The 17,725-nt window shown below is 54.8% G+C and carries 13 protein-coding genes; 2 read left to right on the plus strand and 11 right to left on the minus strand.

Annotation, left to right across the window (positions count from 1 at the left end):
• Positions 1-2 precede the first annotated feature (2 nt).
• Positions 3-1,466, plus strand: coding sequence for a hypothetical protein (locus tag BHAP_RS04705; RefSeq protein WP_094729599.1), 1,464 nt, complete (start codon positions 3-5; stop codon positions 1,464-1,466).
• Between the two features lie 35 nt (positions 1,467-1,501).
• On the opposite strand, the gene BHAP_RS04710 is transcribed toward BHAP_RS04705, so the two are convergent.
• The 5 genes from BHAP_RS04710 to BHAP_RS04730 form a co-directional block, all read right to left on the minus strand.
• Positions 1,502-3,820: a beta-galactosidase gene (locus BHAP_RS04710; RefSeq protein ID WP_094729600.1), complete on the minus strand. Its 2,319-nt coding sequence runs from the start codon at positions 3,818-3,820 to the stop codon at positions 1,502-1,504.
• 191 nt (positions 3,821-4,011) lie between these two features.
• Positions 4,012-4,656 (minus strand): TetR/AcrR family transcriptional regulator, encoded by a 645-nt coding sequence (locus BHAP_RS04715; protein WP_094729680.1) that lies wholly within the window; start codon positions 4,654-4,656, stop codon positions 4,012-4,014.
• Between the two features lie 478 nt (positions 4,657-5,134).
• Positions 5,135-6,652, minus strand: coding sequence for an L-arabinose isomerase (gene araA / locus BHAP_RS04720; RefSeq protein WP_094729601.1), 1,518 nt, complete (start codon positions 6,650-6,652; stop codon positions 5,135-5,137).
• A 334-nt stretch (positions 6,653-6,986) separates the two neighbouring features.
• The gene (locus BHAP_RS04725; RefSeq protein WP_094729602.1) at positions 6,987-7,679 is read right to left on the minus strand and encodes an L-ribulose-5-phosphate 4-epimerase; all 693 of its coding nucleotides are present in this window, start codon (positions 7,677-7,679) and stop codon (positions 6,987-6,989) included.
• Between the two features lie 48 nt (positions 7,680-7,727).
• Positions 7,728-9,365, minus strand: a complete 1,638-nt coding sequence (locus BHAP_RS04730; protein WP_094729681.1) for a xylulokinase — start codon at positions 9,363-9,365, stop codon at positions 7,728-7,730.
• Positions 9,366-9,966: 601 nt separating this feature from the next.
• Between BHAP_RS04730 and BHAP_RS04735 the strand changes: the two genes are divergently transcribed.
• Positions 9,967-11,109 carry an alpha/beta hydrolase gene (locus BHAP_RS04735; RefSeq protein WP_094729603.1) on the plus strand — a complete coding sequence of 381 codons (1,143 nt, stop codon included), beginning with the start codon at positions 9,967-9,969 and terminating at the stop codon, positions 11,107-11,109.
• Between the two features lie 99 nt (positions 11,110-11,208).
• Here BHAP_RS04735 and hisC read toward each other — a convergent pair whose 3' ends face one another.
• The 6 genes from hisC to BHAP_RS04765 all read right to left on the minus strand — a co-directional run bounded on the left by hisC (position 11,209) and on the right by BHAP_RS04765 (position 17,708).
• Complete coding sequence (hisC, locus tag BHAP_RS04740; protein ID WP_094729604.1) at positions 11,209-12,336, minus strand: histidinol-phosphate transaminase; 1,128 nt, start codon at positions 12,334-12,336, stop codon at positions 11,209-11,211.
• 66 nt (positions 12,337-12,402) lie between these two features.
• Positions 12,403-13,224: a fumarylacetoacetate hydrolase family protein gene (locus BHAP_RS04745; protein ID WP_094729605.1), complete on the minus strand. Its 822-nt coding sequence runs from the start codon at positions 13,222-13,224 to the stop codon at positions 12,403-12,405.
• A 52-nt stretch (positions 13,225-13,276) separates the two neighbouring features.
• Entirely contained in the window at positions 13,277-14,332 is a 1,056-nt protein-coding gene (locus BHAP_RS04750) for a class C sortase (protein WP_169713167.1), read from the minus strand.
• A 175-nt stretch (positions 14,333-14,507) separates the two neighbouring features.
• Positions 14,508-15,338, minus strand: coding sequence for a YggS family pyridoxal phosphate-dependent enzyme (locus BHAP_RS04755; protein WP_094729606.1), 831 nt, complete (start codon positions 15,336-15,338; stop codon positions 14,508-14,510).
• Between the two features lie 73 nt (positions 15,339-15,411).
• Complete coding sequence (locus tag BHAP_RS04760; RefSeq protein WP_094729683.1) at positions 15,412-16,614, minus strand: glutamyl-Q tRNA(Asp) synthetase; 1,203 nt, start codon at positions 16,612-16,614, stop codon at positions 15,412-15,414.
• A gap of 125 nt (positions 16,615-16,739) precedes the next feature.
• Complete coding sequence (locus BHAP_RS04765) at positions 16,740-17,708, minus strand: DUF3152 domain-containing protein (protein ID WP_244569301.1); 969 nt, start codon at positions 17,706-17,708, stop codon at positions 16,740-16,742.
• Positions 17,709-17,725: the final 17 nt, after the last annotated feature.

A 17,725-nucleotide genomic window follows, 5' to 3' on the forward strand; every position in this document is an offset into this window, starting at 1 on the left:
CTATGGGCAAGCCAAAGCTGTCAATACTGTCGACGCTGTCACGACTACTGCCAGTAGGTCAGTCACCACATTGTCGTCTCTCTCGAAACCGTCGTGATGGTCGCAGCACATCGCAGGATGAGCATCATTCCAACAGATTCCGCTCGAACGATACGAATGCGAGCGCGAGCGCGAATCAGGACCGACCGTTATTCGCAAATGGTCGCACGCGCGTATTGTTAGCGTGCTCATGCGTGCCACCAGTGATCGAAACTGCGTATATGTGTTCAAACGGTGATGGTAACGATGTCATGATCCTATTCGCATTGTTGTCGGTTATTGGGTGCTTGACGATGGCGTTGTTGCCACGCGTGGGCGGCTGGCTGATCGTCACACTATGGGCGGCGCGTTGCGTAATTCCAAGTACCACTCCGTTATCGATACTGTTTTGTGTACTTATGGCCGTGACCGTGATGGCATACCGTTCATTGGCGATGTCTGTACTGGCATCCGTGGCGGCGGAAAGTGCGACAGCGGCGCGTATTTGGCTGTATCCGTGGGATTCGTCAGTCGTTGCTACAGTGTGCGCGACGGCTGCGTTCCTGCTTGTCGCCTTGTGGCTCGGGTCGATGATGGGCTGGCAGGAGCAACGTGAGCGCGAGGAGCGAGAACATGCTGCACTGTTGCGACGGCTAGCAAATCAGCAGCTGGCAACGCAACTGCATCATTCCGTTGCAAATGATTTGACGACGATTATGCTGCTCACCCAACAGTTACGATCAGCAGTGAGCAGTTATGATCAGTCCAATACGAAACTCGTTAATCTCATCGAGCAGACCACACAAGAATCGCTACGTAAAGTGCGCACTTTGATCACGCAACTCGATCAACCTAGCGATGCCACAACTCAGCACATACCATGTACATCCCGTCCGGCAGCATACATCGAACCAACTGTCACAGTAGATAATTCGTCATCTTCGCTGTCCATACGAGACGAGTCGCCCAACCGACAGCAGACGCACGCAACCAATACTGATCGTCTAGACACACTTACCGCCAACGAACTGCAATCAGCAACGGCAAACTATGATGAGCGACTGCATGCCCACGGGCTAGCTGGCATGTCTCTTGTGAATGGCGAGACGGCATGCGCGTGCACCGCCGATCGCAAAGCAGTACTTCTCGATACACTGCGTGAAATAGTCGGCAACATGATGAAATATGCCGATCCTGCCGCAGGATACTGTATTGCCATCACGCTTGCCCCGGGACTGGCGACACTATCTGCATCTAACGGTGTTCGGCAAACGCAAGAGCACATGCACGAGAACATGCAAAACTCGCCGTCGCATGCATCCGATGCGCTCAGCGGCGGCACCGGATTGCGCCGATGCCGCGACGCTGCTTGCACACTCGGCGGCGAGTTCACCGCCGAACAAGATGGTGAGTCATGGACCGTGCTGCTCACCCTGCCATTGGCGTGAGATTGCTAGCAGCACAAGCCGCTGTGAGCTCAGTGTCAGCTGGCGATCACAGCGAGATTCCAGCGCGGCAAAGTGAGCTCATCACCTGAGGTCACGCGGTCACCTTCGTTAAGATTGAGCTCGGCAGTGGCAGTCTCATCAATTAATCCGTTAACCGCAATGATCTTCGGAGCTACAACGACTTCACCGGCAACCGGACTTGCGAACGTGACCGACTCGGCAGAGTAATTAAGCAGGTAGGTTACCGTCTCGCCGCGTGAATTTGTACCTTGACGGACCGTGATTACAGCGGGAGCTACTGCGGGTTTGCTGGGTTTGTTGATCGCCGTCGCAGATTCTGCTGGTGGTTCAACCGCAGGCTCAGTCGCAGACTCAACCGCAGACGAAACAAACGGCATAGCAACGTCAGCGTTCGCGAGCGCCTCGCGCAACACAGCGCGCGTCGCATCAGCATCAAGTATGGTGCCAATCCACTCAGCACTACCCTTACCGAATGCGTGACGCGTGATAGCAGCGTAATCAGTCCACGCGTAATGACCGTAGTGGGCGAGCACTTGCGTATGCGTATCAGGCGCCGGCTGATCGGCAGTTTCAGCGTCAAACCGTGCGTCACCGTTCGGCTTGAGTAGTTCGATCAGCGTGTCGGCTTGCGCATCTGGCAGTCCGGCAAGTGACAACGAACCAGCTGGTACGGTTGTGCTATCCCCCGCCGTATCCCCTGCTACATTCTTGTCAGCACCAAATACCACCGGTACATGTCCCTTCGGCGGCGTGATCTGGTTGTAACTCATACCAAACACGTCGGTGAGGTTATGCGGCGCACGATCATGCCATACCGTTGTTTCTTCATCAGACACAAACGAACGCAACGTTGCGATCAAATGTCCACCATTCGCAACGTAGTCACGCAACTGCGCAATCGTCTCATCAGACGCACAATACAACGCAGGAGTCACAATCACCGAGTAACGAGCGAGACGTTCAGCTGACGCATCATCCGGCAGGAAATCACATTCTACGTTGAGTTCAAACAGTGCGTCGTAGATACGACGCACGACGTCGTTATAGTCCGCACCGCCACCCCAGCGAGTGCCACTGCCAATACGGAACCCCTCAAGCGCAGTCAGAGCCTCGTTCGACACCATAATCGCAACGTTGTTATGTTTGGTCAGGTGCAGCAGTCGCTCGCTGATCTGCGCACGCGCAATCTCTCGACCAAACACGCCCGCCTCCTCGTACGTCGAGTTCGGCTCAAGATCGTGGCTCAGCAAACCTTTCCAATACGTCTCGAACGAGTTGTGAATCGAGTGCCAATGCCAGTACTCGACCATATCCGCACCGGATGCGAGATGAGAGTAGGCTTGCAACCGCATTTGACCGGGGAACGGAAGCCATCCGTGGTTGCCTTGCGCCTCGGTTTCAAGCACCAGATAGTTCGCACCATCCTTGAGCGAGCGAGTCAAGTCACCACCGAACGCGATTTCTTTACCCGTCAAGTCGTCTTGCGTGGGATGATAGATGTCGCAACCCGCAATGTCGAGCGTGCGCGCAGCTTTGAAATGGTCAACGGCAGGCTGGACACCATATGAGCTACCTTTCCAGCCGAAGTCGAAGTTTTGTGTGATGAATTGATCGTCGCGCGCGTATTCGCGTACGATATCGGCTTGCCACGCAAGAAATTCACTGACCTGTTCACGGCGGAACCGGTCAAACGCACCGCGCAACGACTGGTTGATCGTATTGGTGACGTCGGGAAAATCTTCCCAAGCGTTAATTCGATTCGACCAGTAGTCAAGTCCGAAGCGCGCGTTAAGTTCGTCGAGATTGTCGTGGAATCGCTCGCGCAGATGTTTGACGAACAGCGCCTGCATGTCTGGACTCACGCAGTCGTAATACTTGGTTTCGTTATCGACTTGATAGCCGATAACAGCCGGATGGTTGGCAACGTGTGCGATGAGCTTGCGAATGACGCGTTCGGCATAGTATCGGTATGATCCGTTGACGATGTCCATGATTTGCCGAGGACCGTATTTGCCCGGGCCGTTCGGCGTGACAGCGAGTACGTCCGGGTGCATACGAACCAGCCACGTTGGCACCGCGTAAGTTGGCGTGCCGACGATGACTGAGATACCGTGACGATGTGCGCTATCTAACGCACGGTCGACATGAGACCAGTCAAAGATGCCGGGTTGCGGTTCGCACGTACTCCATGTCGATTCTGCGATACGAATGACGTTGATGCCTGCATGATTCATCATTGCCATATCTGTGTCGATGCGATCGAGGTCTTTTGGCATGTATTCGTCGTAATATGCCGCTCCGAACAGGAAACGGTTCACGGTTTGTGTGCTCATGTCAGCAGCTCCTTTGCGATACGTTTTAATCTGTCAGTACAGAGTCAATCAAAAGTGACGATGTATTATTAAGCCCAACAATTATTATATCTAACAGTTATTAGATAATAATGATTATATGGCGAGGATGATATGACACGCCGGTTTATAGGTACGGTTAACGAACTTCTGGCGCAGGATACTAGTCGTAATTAACGGTATCGATCCCACATGGGTGAGGGGAAAATCATACGCTCGAATATAATCCATTCATCTACGAGATCGATTGGCGGGCGACGCATGAATCTCAGTTGCACGCCGTCCATTGCCTCAATGCACTGACGCACCACTGGTCTCATTGACTCGCTCCACTGCCCCATCTGCGGTGGAATCCGCCACTGATAACTCGAATAATAGTGCCAAGTTCGATTTGGTCGGTCATCGAAATACTCGTGCAACGGGTGATCTGGGCTGAACGCTTCCGTTTCGAGAATCATGTATAAGCGCATGAGTTCGACACGTTGCGCATTGTGCCGCACAAGGTAGCGCAAGTATGCAGGAAAGAACAGATTATCAGGGTCACTGCCTGGCAGGCCGGTTGCTATAAAATCATCGATGGTGCCACTCGCATCGTAAGCGTCGGTGACAAGCATCGACAGTAATCCTTCTTTGGTGCCAGCGTAATGAAGCAGTCCGGGCTGACTCATGCCGACCGCTTGCGCGATTTCACGCAACGATGTACCGTAATAACCCTTTTCACCGATCAGCCGCACTGCTGCATCAACGATTTCGCGCCGCCGCTCTTCAGGCGTCTTACGAATGCGCTTGTTTACTGTATGCTGTTTTGCCACTGCCATACGCGTCAGTCTACCGAACGGTAGATATCTCCCATGATGCGGTAACTCTCCCATGATGCGGTAATTCATATCGGCCTCGATCTGTCAAAACCTTGGAATTAAGCCATTCTGCGAAACCGCACCATGGAAGGTTTACCGCACCATGAGGAATTTACCGCATCATGGGAGGTTCACCGCACCATGAGGTCGCATGGCATATACGCAAGTAGGCCACTCGGCGTAATACCGAGTGGCCTACTATAGCGCAGGAACGAATCCGTCAATCGGTGACGGCTTGCCGTCGCTGATTGACGCGTGCGGAGACCGCCGTCCGAAGACGAAGGCGTACGAAAGTACGTCGAGCCTGAGGAAAGGCGGTATACGCTCCGTCAATCAGTGACGGAGTCATTAATGAGATGCGCGCGGCCTCTAGGCGTACCGAGGGAAGGCGTACGAAGGTACGTCGACCGAGGAACAACGACGAGGACGCGCCATCTCATTAATGACGGTTGTCGAGACGGTGGACCATTTCGCTCAACTCCAGCTCCTTCTCGAACTGGCGAGCGTTGGTGTTCTCGTCGATGACGGCGAGTTCAACACCGGCGATGCGAGCGAAGTCTTCCCAAGCCTCACGACCGACGGAAGTGGTCATGCAGGTGTGGTGAGAACCGCCGGCGGTGATCCAGCACTGGACAGCGGTCTTGAGGTTCGGCTGCGGCTTCCAGACGGCACGAGCGCACGGAAGCTCCTTGAGGGAGCCCTGCGGCTCGACGACGTCGACGACATCCATGAGCAGACGGAAGCGTTCACGCACATCGGACATGGAGACGACGACCGCATCCTTCTTCGGAGCGCCGGAGAAGACGAGACGCACCGGGTCAGCCTTGCCACCGATACCGAGCGGGTGGATTTCGAGCTTCGGCTTGGCGATGGTGCCGATGGACGGGGAGACTTCGAGCATGTGAGAGCCCATGTCGAGTTCGTCGCCTTCGGTGAAGTTGTAGGAGTAGTCTTCCATGAGGGAAGCGCCACCGGTCAGGCCGTAGCCCATGACGGCGCCGATGCGCACGAGGACAGCGGTCTTCCAGTCGCCTTCAGCAGAGAAGCCCCAACCGTATTCGGACGGGAAGCGCTGCGGGCCAACGCCCGGCAGCTGCGGCAGAGCGCCGAGGTCTTCGAAGTTGTCAACGCCGGCGGTGCAGCCGTTTTCGCGCATCATGTTGACCATCGCAGCCTCTTCCTTAGCTGCGATGTACAGCGAGTCGTACTTGGCGTCGAGCAGTGCCGGGTCAACGTCGTACTTGGCCTTGTAGTCTTCGATGATGGCCTTGACCTGATCATCCTTAACGGCTTCGTATGCGGCGACGAGTTCGTTAACAGCCCACGTGTTAATGGAGGCGCCGAACACGCGCTCAGCTTCGGTCTTGTCGCCTTCGGTGACGGCAACGTTACGCATGTTGTCGCCCCAGCGCATGACCTTCATGTTGTTGGATGCGTCCCAGCCGGCGCAGGCGCGTGCCCAAGTGCCAACTTTCTCAGCAACTTCCGGATCGGTGTAGTGGCCGACGACGATCTTACGCTTGATGCCGAGACGGGAGACGATGTAACCGAACTCACGGTCGCCGTGGGCGGCCTGGTTCAGGTTCATGAAGTCCATGTCGATGGTCTCCCACGGGATTTCCTTGTGGTGCTGGGTGGCCAGCTGCAGCAGAGGCTTGGTGAGTACTTCGAGACCGCGAATCCACATCTTGGCCGGGGAGAAGGTGTGGCACCAAGTGATGACGCCGATGACGTTCGGGTTGGCGGAAGCTTCGACCATGAACTGCTTGACGCCGTCGGAGGACTTCAGGGTCGGCTTGAGGACGATCTTGGCCGGGATCTTGCCGGTCTTGTTGAGGTAGTCGACCATTTCCGCGGAGTGAGCGGCGACCTGACGAAGGGCTTCTTCGCCGTACAGGTCCTGCGAGCCGACGCCGAACCAGATTTCCTTGCCCTCAAAGGGGTTTTCCATTGCCATGTTTGGCTCCTTTGTTACTTCGTTGTGGAAAAAATGTATGTGGCGCTGTGTGATACGCGACCTAACTCATAGGTATCACGTCACATCCTGCACCCGCGTGGTGGAAAATGCTCGCTGAGGCGGTGCTCAGCGAGCATTTTCCACCACGCACGTTGGTTAGTGGCGGTTTTCGCTCGCTGACAGTATTGTCAGCGAGCGTTTTCCGCCACGCAACGGTCTTACGTCAGTGCTGACGGAGCCAGCGGTGAGCAAACGAGTGCGGCCTCTAGGCGCACCGAGGGAAGCGGTACTAAGTACCGCGACCGAGGAGCAACGACGAGGACGCTCCGTTTGCTCAGTGCTGGCCGTAGACATTCTGGTAGCGATCGTTAAGCTTATCGATATCCGCCTGCGGGATCTCGATGATGTCGCCGAGCTGACGAGCTGCCCACATGGTGTGTGCAACTTCCTCAGTCATAGCGGCAGCCTTGACGGCAGCTTCAGCATCCTTACCGATCGTGAATGGACCGTGGTTCTGCATAAGCACAGCCGGGGACTTCGGGTACTTCTTGAGCGTCTCAACAACGCCTTCACCGATCGCTTCGGAACCGATCAGACGGAACGGACCAACCGGCACCGGGCCACCGAACTCATCGCCCATCATGGTCAGGCCGCACGGAATGTTCTGACCGGTCGCAGCCCATGCGGTTGCGTAGGTGGAGTGCGTGTGCACAACACCGTACACGTTCGGCATGTGACGGTAAATGTATGCGTGAGAAGCAGTATCGGAAGACGGTGCTTCAGTACCGTCAACGACGTTGCCGTCGAGATCGCACACGACCATCGAACCCGGGGTCAGATACTCGTAACGAACGCCAGACGGCTTGATAACCATGAGATCAGCAGTGTGCAGACGCTGGGACACGTTACCTGCGGTCCACACGACGAGGTTCCACTTGATCAGCTGCTCGTGCAGCGTGGCAACTACTTCGCGCACCTGCTTGACTTCGGCGCGAACTTCAGGACCGTAATCGGCGAGAGTGGCCATAATATTGGTTTCCTTTCGGATTGATTAGTTGACGATGATTGACGTGTACTAGTTTTCGAGCGGAATAGCCTTGACTGCGGCGTGCTCGATCGGCAGTCCCTTGGTGAAGCGGCCGAAGAAATCCTCGAATCCAACGACATCGCGTGCATCCGGCACTTCAGTAACGGAGGCAGCGTCTTTGAACACGCGACCGTCAAGATAGTCGGCGAGGTTGGAGCGATCTTCGTTAGTGTGCCACAGGTAGTCAGCGAGCACAGCCATACCCCACGCACCGCCTTCAGAAGCGGTGGACATGACCTTGATCGGCGTATTGAATGCGGCGGCAAGGATCTTCTGCGCAACCTTCGGCGTAGCGAAAATACCGCCGTGACCGACGAGCGAGTCGATTTGCACGTGCTCATCCTTGGTCATCACGTCCATACCGATCTTGACCGGGCTGAATGCGCTGAACAGCTGGGCACGCATGAAGTTCGCAAGGTTCATGTGAGCTTCAGGGTTACGTGCAAAGAGCGGACGGCCTTCTTCAAGTCCAGCTAAGAACTCACCAGAACGGAACGGATAGTTGATGAGGCCACCGCAGTTACGATCAGCGTTGTCTGAGATTGCAGTGCGGAACAGCGTGCCATACAGTGTGCCTGCATCAACTGGAGTACCGAGCGCTTCAGCGAACTGGCCGAACAGACCAACCCACGCGTTGAGGTCAGAGGTGAAGTTGTTGGCGTGGCTCATGCCGGCAAGATCGCCGGCTGGCGTGGTGACAAGATCAACTTCAGGGTGCAGACGCTCGAGCTTGTGTTCGAGCACTACCATTGCGAAGATCGAAGTACCAGCGGAAACGTTACCTGTACGTACACGCACAGAGTTGGTGGCAACCATACCAGTTCCAGCGTCACCTTCAGGCGGAGCGAGCGTGATGCCGGGCTTCAATGTACCAGTCGGGTCAAGCAGCAGTGCGCCCGCTTCGGTGAGCGTACCAGCCGGAGTACCAGCAACAAGCGGAGTCGGCAGCAGATCTTCGAGCTTCCACGGCTGTGCAGCAACTTCTGGCAGGGCATCGAACTGCTTGATAAATGCAGTTTCGTACGTATGCGTGGTCGGGTCGATCGGGAACATACCGGATGCATCACCAACGCCGAGTACTTTCTCGCCAGTGAGCTTCCAGTGAACGTATCCAGCGAGCGTGGTGAAGTAGGCCACCTTGGAGACGTGCTCTTCCTTGTTGAGCACCGCCTGATAGAGATGTGCGATGGACCAGCGTTCAGGAATGTTGTACTGGAACAGTTCGGAGAGCTTTTCGTGTGCTTCGTGCGTGTTGGTGTTCTGCCATGTGCGGAACGGCACAAGCAGTTCGCCATCCTTATCGAAAGCAAGGTAGCCGTGCATCATTGCTGAGAAGCCGATGTGTCCAACCTTGGTGAGCTGCTCGCCGTATGCAGTGTGCACGTCGTTGGCCATAGTGGCGTAGGCCGTCTGCAAGCCCTTCCAGATTTCATCTACCGAGTAGCTCCACAGACCATTTTCCAAGTGGCTAGCCCAGCTGTAATCGCCCGATGCGATGGTGGAATAGGTGTCGTCGATCAGCACGGCCTTGATACGCGTGGAGCCGAATTCAATACCGAGCGAAGTTTTGCCCGCACGGATCTTTTCGGCGATGGTCGCGACCTGATCGGTGTCGTTAGTTGCCATACGTTCGATCTCCTTTTGCCCGAGCGCCACCATCCACCCCTTCGGAGAATTGTTAACGCTCACATTTACCGATCATTATTGTAGCGAGCTCACGCGATGAACACAACCTCGCCGTGTCCTGATTCAGATTGATAACGAGTTATTAACGCAATAGATAGGTTTGCTCTTCGATGCTCTCGTTCTATACAACTACGGCATATGCCGAAGAGTTACAGCTCCAAATGTGATATTCCGGCGGATGACTTGGCAACTTCCGCCGAAATATCACAAAAAACAGCCGGAAAATGTGATATTCCGGCGGAATATATTGCTATGTCCGCCGGAATATCACACAAATGACCAGTTTTGCGTGACATTCCGGCGGAGGACCATGCGACTTCCGCCGAAATATCACAACAAGACTCACGCGATGGATTGAAACGGGGCAATTCCATCGCGTGACCTATGCTGACGCCCAAACAACACCCACCTACTGAGCCACGCCCCGCCACGAAGCGCCCGCCCACTGAGCACACAGTCGCGCAAATAGTCGAATACCCATCACCGTGTGTTCGCAGCGCATTAATATGGAGCCACTACACCACTTACCAAAGGAGGCACAATGGCGACTATTACTAATCCACACAATGCAGACACGGATGCAACTGTCAGCACACCCGTAACCACAGAAAATCCAGCAGCACCATTCGACCCGAACCTTGCCGAACAGTTCACTGCATGGACCGAAATCGACGGCGATCTCGCTAACCTGCCAGCCGAACGCGCGCAAATATTCCGTAACAATCGTTATCAGACCGCACAATTCGACCTGCCACGTTCCGCATACTGGCACGATCCCGACGGCATCGACGCGATCGAAGATATCGCGTACCTGCCCGACGTAGGCAACGATCGCACTGGCACAGACATTGGTACAACCGGTCAATGCCGCGGCCATCTGCTCGACATCTATCTGCCGCACGAAGCCACAGTACGAGGCGGCCATACCACGCCCGTATACATTGACGTTCACGGCGGCGGATTCACGTACGGATATAAGGAGCTTAACCGCAATTTCAACACGCATCTCGCGTCGCGTGGATTTGCGGTTATTTCACTGAATTATCGACCTGCACCACAAACTGATCTCAAAGGTCAGCTTCACGATATACAGGCGGCTTTGCGATGGGTGCGATCAGCGTTGCCGCAGTATCCAGTTGATCCGAACGCAGTGTTTATTACTGGCGATTCAGCTGGCGGCGCGTTGGCATTGCTCACGTTGGCGATCGAAGGCAGTTCGGATGCGGCGCGAGCGTTTGGTGTCGAACAGGCTAGTGGATTGCGGTTTGCGGGAGGTGCGCTCGTGTGCGGCGTGTATTCGCTCGCGTCGGCTGACGAAGGTCGTAAAACATGCGGCATCGGATATGATTCCACCAAACGACGTTCACTCGAGCAGATGCTTGGCACTGAGTTTTTCGCTGGACTTGAAGATGCTGATCCGACGTATTTAACTGCGGAAAGTATCGTGAGCAACGTTGATTTGCCACCGTTGTTTATTCTCACGTCTAGCGATGATTTTCTCGAAGCTGACTCGCTTGCCCTTGCTGCAGCACTGTCGCGTAAGGGAGCTGATTTTGAACTGTCTGATCGCAAAGTTACCCGCCATGAGACGCTCGGCCACGTCTACCCTATCGGCATGACGTGGCTCGATGAAAGTCAGCAAGCTCTCGATGATATTCGCCGTTTTTCGTATGAGCGATGCTAGTATCCGGCGCCAGAAGCTCGTTAACGACTTCACTACCTTTATAGAAAAAATGGCTCCCCTTTTGTCAAGGGGAGCCGCAATAGCATCAAAGACGACGACTTAGCGCGACGGTGACCACTGGTCGGCGACGGCCGGCAGTTCGTGGATAATCGCCGCGCAGGTGTCAATCACAAGATCGTTGGCTTCGTGCGTACCGATCGAAATACGGATACCATCGCCGCTGAATACGCGCGCGATCACACCGGCTTCAGTGAGTTTTTCAGCAACCGTGTCAGTCAACTCGCCCAGCTGTAGCCAGAAATAGTTCGCACCCGACGGCGGCACATGCCAGCCCTGCTCAGCTAACGCCGTCATAATACGGTCACGTTCTGCGATCAAATCACGCACGCGCTCTTCCAACTCATCCTGCGCATCAAGCGACGCTACGGCAGCAGTTTGTGCCACGTCAGACACCGCGAACGGCAAAGCAACCTTGCCCATTTCCGCAATCACTGGCGCCGGTCCAATACCGAAACCAATACGCAGACCAGCTAAACCGTACGCTTTGGAGAATGTGCGCGCTACGACCACGTTCGGATAGCGGCGGAACAAGTCCATGCCGAGTTCAGTGTCCGGGTCAGTGTTGAACTGGTAGTACGCTTCGTCGAACAGTACGACCACATCCTTGGGCACTGCATTGAGTAACTGTTCAGCTTCGGCGCGCGACACCGTAGTACCGGTCGGATTATTCGGATTGTTCACAATGATCAGTCGCGTACGATCTGTGACAGCGTTGATCATTGAGGGAATATCGTGACGCAGATCCGCAGTCAGTGGTACTTCGACTGGGGTTGCGCCGGAACCGCGTACGATAATCGGATACGCTTCAAAACTGCGCCACGGGAAGATGACTTCCGTACCAGCGCCGGATAGTGCGTTGACGAGTTCAGTAATGACTTCAGACGAGCCAGCGCCAAGAATGATTGAGTCCGGGCTGACATCGTACTTAGCTGCGAGTCGTTCAACGACTTTCCAACCGTGCATGTCAGGGTAACGGTTCATCGTGGTCAGCGCAGTGGAATCGATGGCCTTGATGACAGACGGCAGCGGACCGTATGGATTTTCGTTGCTGGAGAGTTTGAACGCGCGACGGCCGGCCGGTGCCGGTTTGCCTTGACGATAAACCGGGATGGACGCGAGATCGTCGCGATGGCGGAATGCAGCGATGCTTTCCTCAGATGCGCTCATAATGCATACCTTTCTTTTGATGGTCTTCTGATGGTCTTCTGATGACCCTTGAATAACCTGTTCAGCTCAGCCTTGTACGACAACGTTACGCAGGTCACCGATGCCCTCGACGTGCACGATGGTTTCGTCGCCGGGGTCGAGATGACCGGATGCGTTCGGAGTTCCAGTCATGATGACATCGCCTGGCAGTAGTGTTGAGAAGCTTGAGATAGCGGCGATCTGTTCGGGAATACCGTGGATGAGATTCGCGGTCGTACCGGATGCCATTGGTACATCTTCACCGTTCAACGTGAATGAAATTTTCGCGTCACGCCAGTCAAGATCGTCACGTGCGACAATCCACGGGCCGAGCGGGCAAGCAGTGTCAAAACCTTTCGCACGCGTCCACGTCGGGTCCATGCCTTGCAGATCACGCAGCGTAACATCGTTAACGCATGTGAAGCCGAGCACATAATCCATAGCTTTATCAACCGACACGTTCTTCGCAATACGGCCGATTACGACTGCCACTTCCGGCTCGAAATTCATGTCGTGACTGACCGGCGGGATAACAATCGGATCATCTGGGCCAATCACCGACGTGGATGGCTTGGTGAAAATCACCATGTTTTCTGGCGCGTGCGCAATCTCGGAATGCCCAGCTTCATGCATGAACTGAGCGTGAGCTTCATAATTTTTCGCTAAACCATACACTTTCGACGGCAGTACTGGAGCCAGAAGACGAACGCCATCAGCATCGATAGCGTACCGTTCACCAGTCGGCTGCATCGTGCCAGCACCGAACGGGTAACCGTCCAGTTCAATCAAATAATCCTTATGATCAGTTGGATCATTCTGGACGAATGCGTAGCGGGGAGTTCCATTAAGGGAAAATCGTGCAATTCTCATACCGCACCAGTGTAGTCCAGACACGTCACGCGCCGCGCAATTAACCGCTAGCTCACGAACGCGGACGCCACGCGGCGTGCCGCATCACCATCCACGGCGCATGCCGCATACGCGAAACAATCGCCACCAAGAGCCAGCCGCCCAGCAATAATCCACCACCCAATAACAGCGCATCCGTACGCCCATCATGTACATCTGCCGGTTCAGGAGCCGGCACCGGAATCTTGACACGATGACCGCTGACCAACAGTCGATGCGTGTTCACACCATACGGTGTACACGTCATCAACGTCAAACGATCCTCACCCTGAACAATCTTTAACTGGCTCGTATCATCCGGCAAAATCACGCTAATACGGTCAACCTGATAACCGATCGTCTCCCCCATCACCTCAACATACATGAAATCGCCAGTTTTGACCTCGTCAAGCCGAGTAAACATCAACGCTTCCACCAAACCACGATGACCAGTAATCACCGCATGCGTCGATGCACCACCAACTGGCAAACTCGTACCATACAAATGTCCAGCGCCGGACGCAAGCGCCTCCTCAGACGTGCCATGATAAATCGGCAACTCAATCGACACTGTCGGCACACGAATCGTACCCATAACCCCGTTGCCAGCATCCAGTAACGACTGATATTCCTTATCTTTACTCGCCGCCGAATCCTCACCCTTCGCATGAGAACCGCCACCTTGCGAGGAGAACGGGTCAATCGCCTCACCGAGAATCGGCTGACCAGACGTCGCAAGTTTCGCATTATACGCATGCGCCGCTTTCAGCGCATTCTCAGCTTGCGGATACGGCCATCCTTCGACATGCGCCGCTGACTGCTGCGACGTGCGCGCCAACTCTAACGAACTGCGATACTGCAACGCAAGGGGAAAACCAGCCACACACACTGCAGCAACGAGTAACAGTACCGTGAACACGCGCATGAGAATCAGCGAGCGCTTGAGACGACGACGCTCATCAGATACATCCGACACGTTGATCGTTTGAGCAAACGTTTGATCGCCGTACGAACGATACTCAACTGAGCCACGCGCGCCGTGTGCACCCCGCCGATGCAACCCATGCGACGGCCGATTCATCTGCCGCATCAACGGCCTCCCCACATCATTTGACAACCCACGCACAGTCTACCGCCCACAGCGCGGGCATTCTACCCCCGTGATGAGGTAATCCTTGTGCAGTACAATACTTGTGCAGTACAATCTGCAACATCTGCAACATACATCAGATAAAACAGTTAGCGAGCACAATCAAATCACAGAGTCAGATAAACGCACGCTCGCCAAAAATAGCTGTACCCACGCGCACAATCGTAGAACCTTCCTCAATCGCGAGCGCCATATCGTGCGTCATACCCATCGACAGCTCACAGCAATGCTCAGTCCCGGGCGTTGCAGCCGCAAGAATAAGATCGCGCGTTTTGCGTAAGTGAGCGAACCCACGGCGGATGGTTTTTTCATCGTCAACATGCGCACCAATCGTCATCAAACCTTGCAAATCAAGACCATCGAGCGAACCGATACGTTGCGCAAGCAGAATTGCGTGCGCCGGATCACAACCCGATTTCGATACTTCACCCGATTCATTGACCTCCAGCAGTACGCCAACAGTAATGCCATGCATGACTGCGCGGCGAGCAATTTTCTCAGCTTGTTCAATGGAATCAACTGATTCGATAGTGTCAACAACCGGCAGTACTTTGCCAATTTTATTTGATTGCAACTGGCCGATGAGATGAAATGGAATGTGCGTGCGTGGCGCGTGTGCTGAGGTCTGACTGCCATCAGACTGCACACCCAACGTAAACCCACGCTGTGCACACAAACGCTGCAAACCGGCAGCTTTAACCGCAACCTCTTGCGGCCTATTCTCACCGATCATACGCACACCAGCATCAATCGCAGCCATGATCTCGCCAACATCACGAGTTTTCGTAGCAGCAAGCAACCGCACAGACCCCGCGTCACGTCCTGCATCAGACTCAGCTTGCGCGATCGTGTCAAGTACCCGACGCACGCCGTCCGTAATCTGCTGCACTCGTGCTGAATCAATCGTTTCGTTCGCAAGATCTTTGTGATCCATATACGCCGTCATGCTACACTCCCCTGCTGTCGATTCGTATCTATGATACTCACGCCGACATGCCATCAGTCAGCGCGACGTAATGTCAATGCGCGCCGGCATCATCCGATCCAACAAAATCTGCAAACGGATCATCTGGCACACGCCGATCACTCCTATTCGCAGCCAATCGCTCCCACGAAAAATGATCGATAAGATCGCGCGCCGCACACGGCTCAGGCTGCGCAAGTAACCCAAGCAGCCACGCGCAGTAGCCGATCACACGGTGCGCACTCACACCTCGCGCTCTCAACACACCCATGTCAAGAGAACGTTGACGCTTAGCCAAACGCTTGCCAGCAGCGTTGTCAATAAGCGGTAAATGAGCGAACGATGGCACACCGACTGACGTCGCAGCAGATACCTCAACAAACGCATTATCAGATACCTCATCAACAGATGCGCTCGCTACTGTGCTGTCACTGCGCTCACTGAGGTCACGGTCGTCACTGTCGTCGCTGTCGTCGCAGTTATTATCAGCCAGCCAACCACTAGCAATCAGCTGCTCTCGAATGTAGAGTTGCAACGCAGTTGATCGCAGCAGATCACGGCCGCGCACAACGTCAGTTACACCCATGTCAAGATCGTCAACCGTCACCGCAAGCTGATACGAAACGATACCGTCCGCGCGACGAATCACCGTATCACCAAGGTCGTGCGCAAGATTGAATGTTTGTGAGCCGAACACACGATCAGTAAATTGCACGTTGCGATTGGGCGCGAACAAGCGGAGCGAATGCTGATCGCCGTGCTCAAGACGTGCGCGTGTTTCGTCAGGATTATGCTGCAACAGTCGTCTACAAGTGCCGGGATAGACCACGAAGCCGTCGCCTTCTTGCGGCGCAGATGCGGCACGAATATCGGAACGCGAGCAGAAGCATGGATATATAGCGTTTGTGCGGAATGTGAGATGATCGGCGGTGACAGTCGCGCTTGATACACTCGGTGAACACGACGTGCTTGAACTCAACGTACTCAACATGCGAATCGCGTCGGCGTACCGGTCCAACCGCTGAGACTGATATACCGGTTCTCCATCCCATGTCAGTCCCAACCAAGTCAAATCGTCCATAATCCAACGGTCAGCGTCTGGCAATACGCGCGGCTGATCAATATCCTCAATCCGCAAAATAATGCGGCCGTCGGCAGCGCGCGCGGACAACCACGCGGCAAGCATCGCATAAACATTGCCCAAGTGCATACGCCCAGACGGTGTGGGTGCGAACCGACCGACGACAGGAGTTCTCATTGCCCTTGTCGTGCCAGTCACATCAGGCGTGCCAGTTACAGGAATCGTCCCAACCTCGCCAGTCACATTACTTAAGTCAGCCACAACGTGTGCAATATCGAGCATTTCGTACATCGCCACGTCGCTCAGCCAATCCACAGTTCATTGTCGAGCGGCCACTCGTTCGGCACACAACCGTCGAGATGCATGGACTGTTCTTGCATAAGTGGCGCGCGCTGACCGGCGCCCGCACACGTCGTTTCGTTATCGATGTGACCGAGTCGGTGGCCGACCTCATGATTGATGACCATCTGCCGATAACGGCTGAGCGTGCCGCCCGCGTCCAACCACGCGTCAACAGCGCCGTTCCAGCGGTCGTCGTTGACGATAACCTCCTGCCCGACGCGGCAACTGTACTGCACGGAACAATACGAGGAAAATGTAGGTAAATACTGCGCTTCCGACAGGATGATTGCCATATCTGCGGATGCGCACGCATCCTCGGGCATCTGCTCGAAAATCGCACCAGCGCGCGGCCATCCTTGCGGATCGTTGAGCGTAGCGTATACAGCATTCGCGAACGCCGTCGCATTACCCACGTTGCCTTTAGTTTGCAGGCAGTACGTGTAGGTGACCGGACTACCGGTGCCAGATGCTGCGGTTGCTGTTTGCGCGGTTTGTTTCGCACGCTCGAAGATTGCCGACTTTTGCGCATCAGTGAGTGGCTGCGCGGTTTTGTCTGCAGCTAGTGTTTTCTCGATATCGGCGGCTTTAGGATCGGTGTTTGTGTCGTTGGAGTTATTATCTGATGGTTTCTTGCTGTCGGATGATACGTTGGACTGTGAATTGGTTGTTGACGCACTCTTGGACGATGAGTCAGCGGTATTAGACGTGTCTCTATCATTGCTAGCCGCGTTACCATTAGTTGAGTTGCGCGGCTGATCAATCTGCGACTGTTGCATTGTTCGAGCCGCTTCTACTGCGTGACCGGACGTGATTGTAGATACGATAGCTGCAGCCAGTATTATCACGATAATAGCCATCACAACGATGCGACGAATCACAAACACATGATCATTACGCCATTTGGACTCACGCGGCTCTGGCCGTTCCATTACTCACTCCTCACACC

Source organism: Bifidobacterium hapali (assembly GCF_002259755.1).
GTDB lineage: Bacteria > Actinomycetota > Actinomycetes > Actinomycetales > Bifidobacteriaceae > Bifidobacterium > Bifidobacterium hapali.

What these genes read in the sequence shown, in the direction of transcription:
- BHAP_RS04705 (WP_094729599.1), top strand. Translation starts at nt 3, where the DNA reads ATGGGCAAGCCAAAGCTGTCAATACTGTCGACGCTGTCACGACTACTG.
- BHAP_RS04710 (WP_094729600.1), bottom strand. Translation starts at nt 3,820, where the DNA reads ATGAGCACACAAACCGTGAACCGTTTCCTGTTCGGAGCGGCATATTAC.
- BHAP_RS04715 (WP_094729680.1), bottom strand. Translation starts at nt 4,656, where the DNA reads ATGGCAGTGGCAAAACAGCATACAGTAAACAAGCGCATTCGTAAGACG.
- araA (WP_094729601.1), bottom strand. Translation starts at nt 6,652, where the DNA reads ATGGCAATGGAAAACCCCTTTGAGGGCAAGGAAATCTGGTTCGGCGTC.
- BHAP_RS04725 (WP_094729602.1), bottom strand. Translation starts at nt 7,679, where the DNA reads ATGGCCACTCTCGCCGATTACGGTCCTGAAGTTCGCGCCGAAGTCAAG.
- BHAP_RS04730 (WP_094729681.1), bottom strand. Translation starts at nt 9,365, where the DNA reads ATGGCAACTAACGACACCGATCAGGTCGCGACCATCGCCGAAAAGATC.
- BHAP_RS04735 (WP_094729603.1), top strand. Translation starts at nt 9,967, where the DNA reads ATGGCGACTATTACTAATCCACACAATGCAGACACGGATGCAACTGTC.
- hisC (WP_094729604.1), bottom strand. Translation starts at nt 12,336, where the DNA reads ATGAGCGCATCTGAGGAAAGCATCGCTGCATTCCGCCATCGCGACGAT.
- BHAP_RS04745 (WP_094729605.1), bottom strand. Translation starts at nt 13,224, where the DNA reads ATGAGAATTGCACGATTTTCCCTTAATGGAACTCCCCGCTACGCATTC.
- BHAP_RS04750 (WP_169713167.1), bottom strand. Translation starts at nt 14,332, where the DNA reads ATGCGGCAGATGAATCGGCCGTCGCATGGGTTGCATCGGCGGGGTGCA.
- BHAP_RS04755 (WP_094729606.1), bottom strand. Translation starts at nt 15,338, where the DNA reads ATGACGGCGTATATGGATCACAAAGATCTTGCGAACGAAACGATTGAT.
- BHAP_RS04760 (WP_094729683.1), bottom strand. Translation starts at nt 16,614, where the DNA reads ATGAGAACTCCTGTCGTCGGTCGGTTCGCACCCACACCGTCTGGGCGT.
- BHAP_RS04765 (WP_244569301.1), bottom strand. Translation starts at nt 17,708, where the DNA reads ATGGAACGGCCAGAGCCGCGTGAGTCCAAATGGCGTAATGATCATGTG.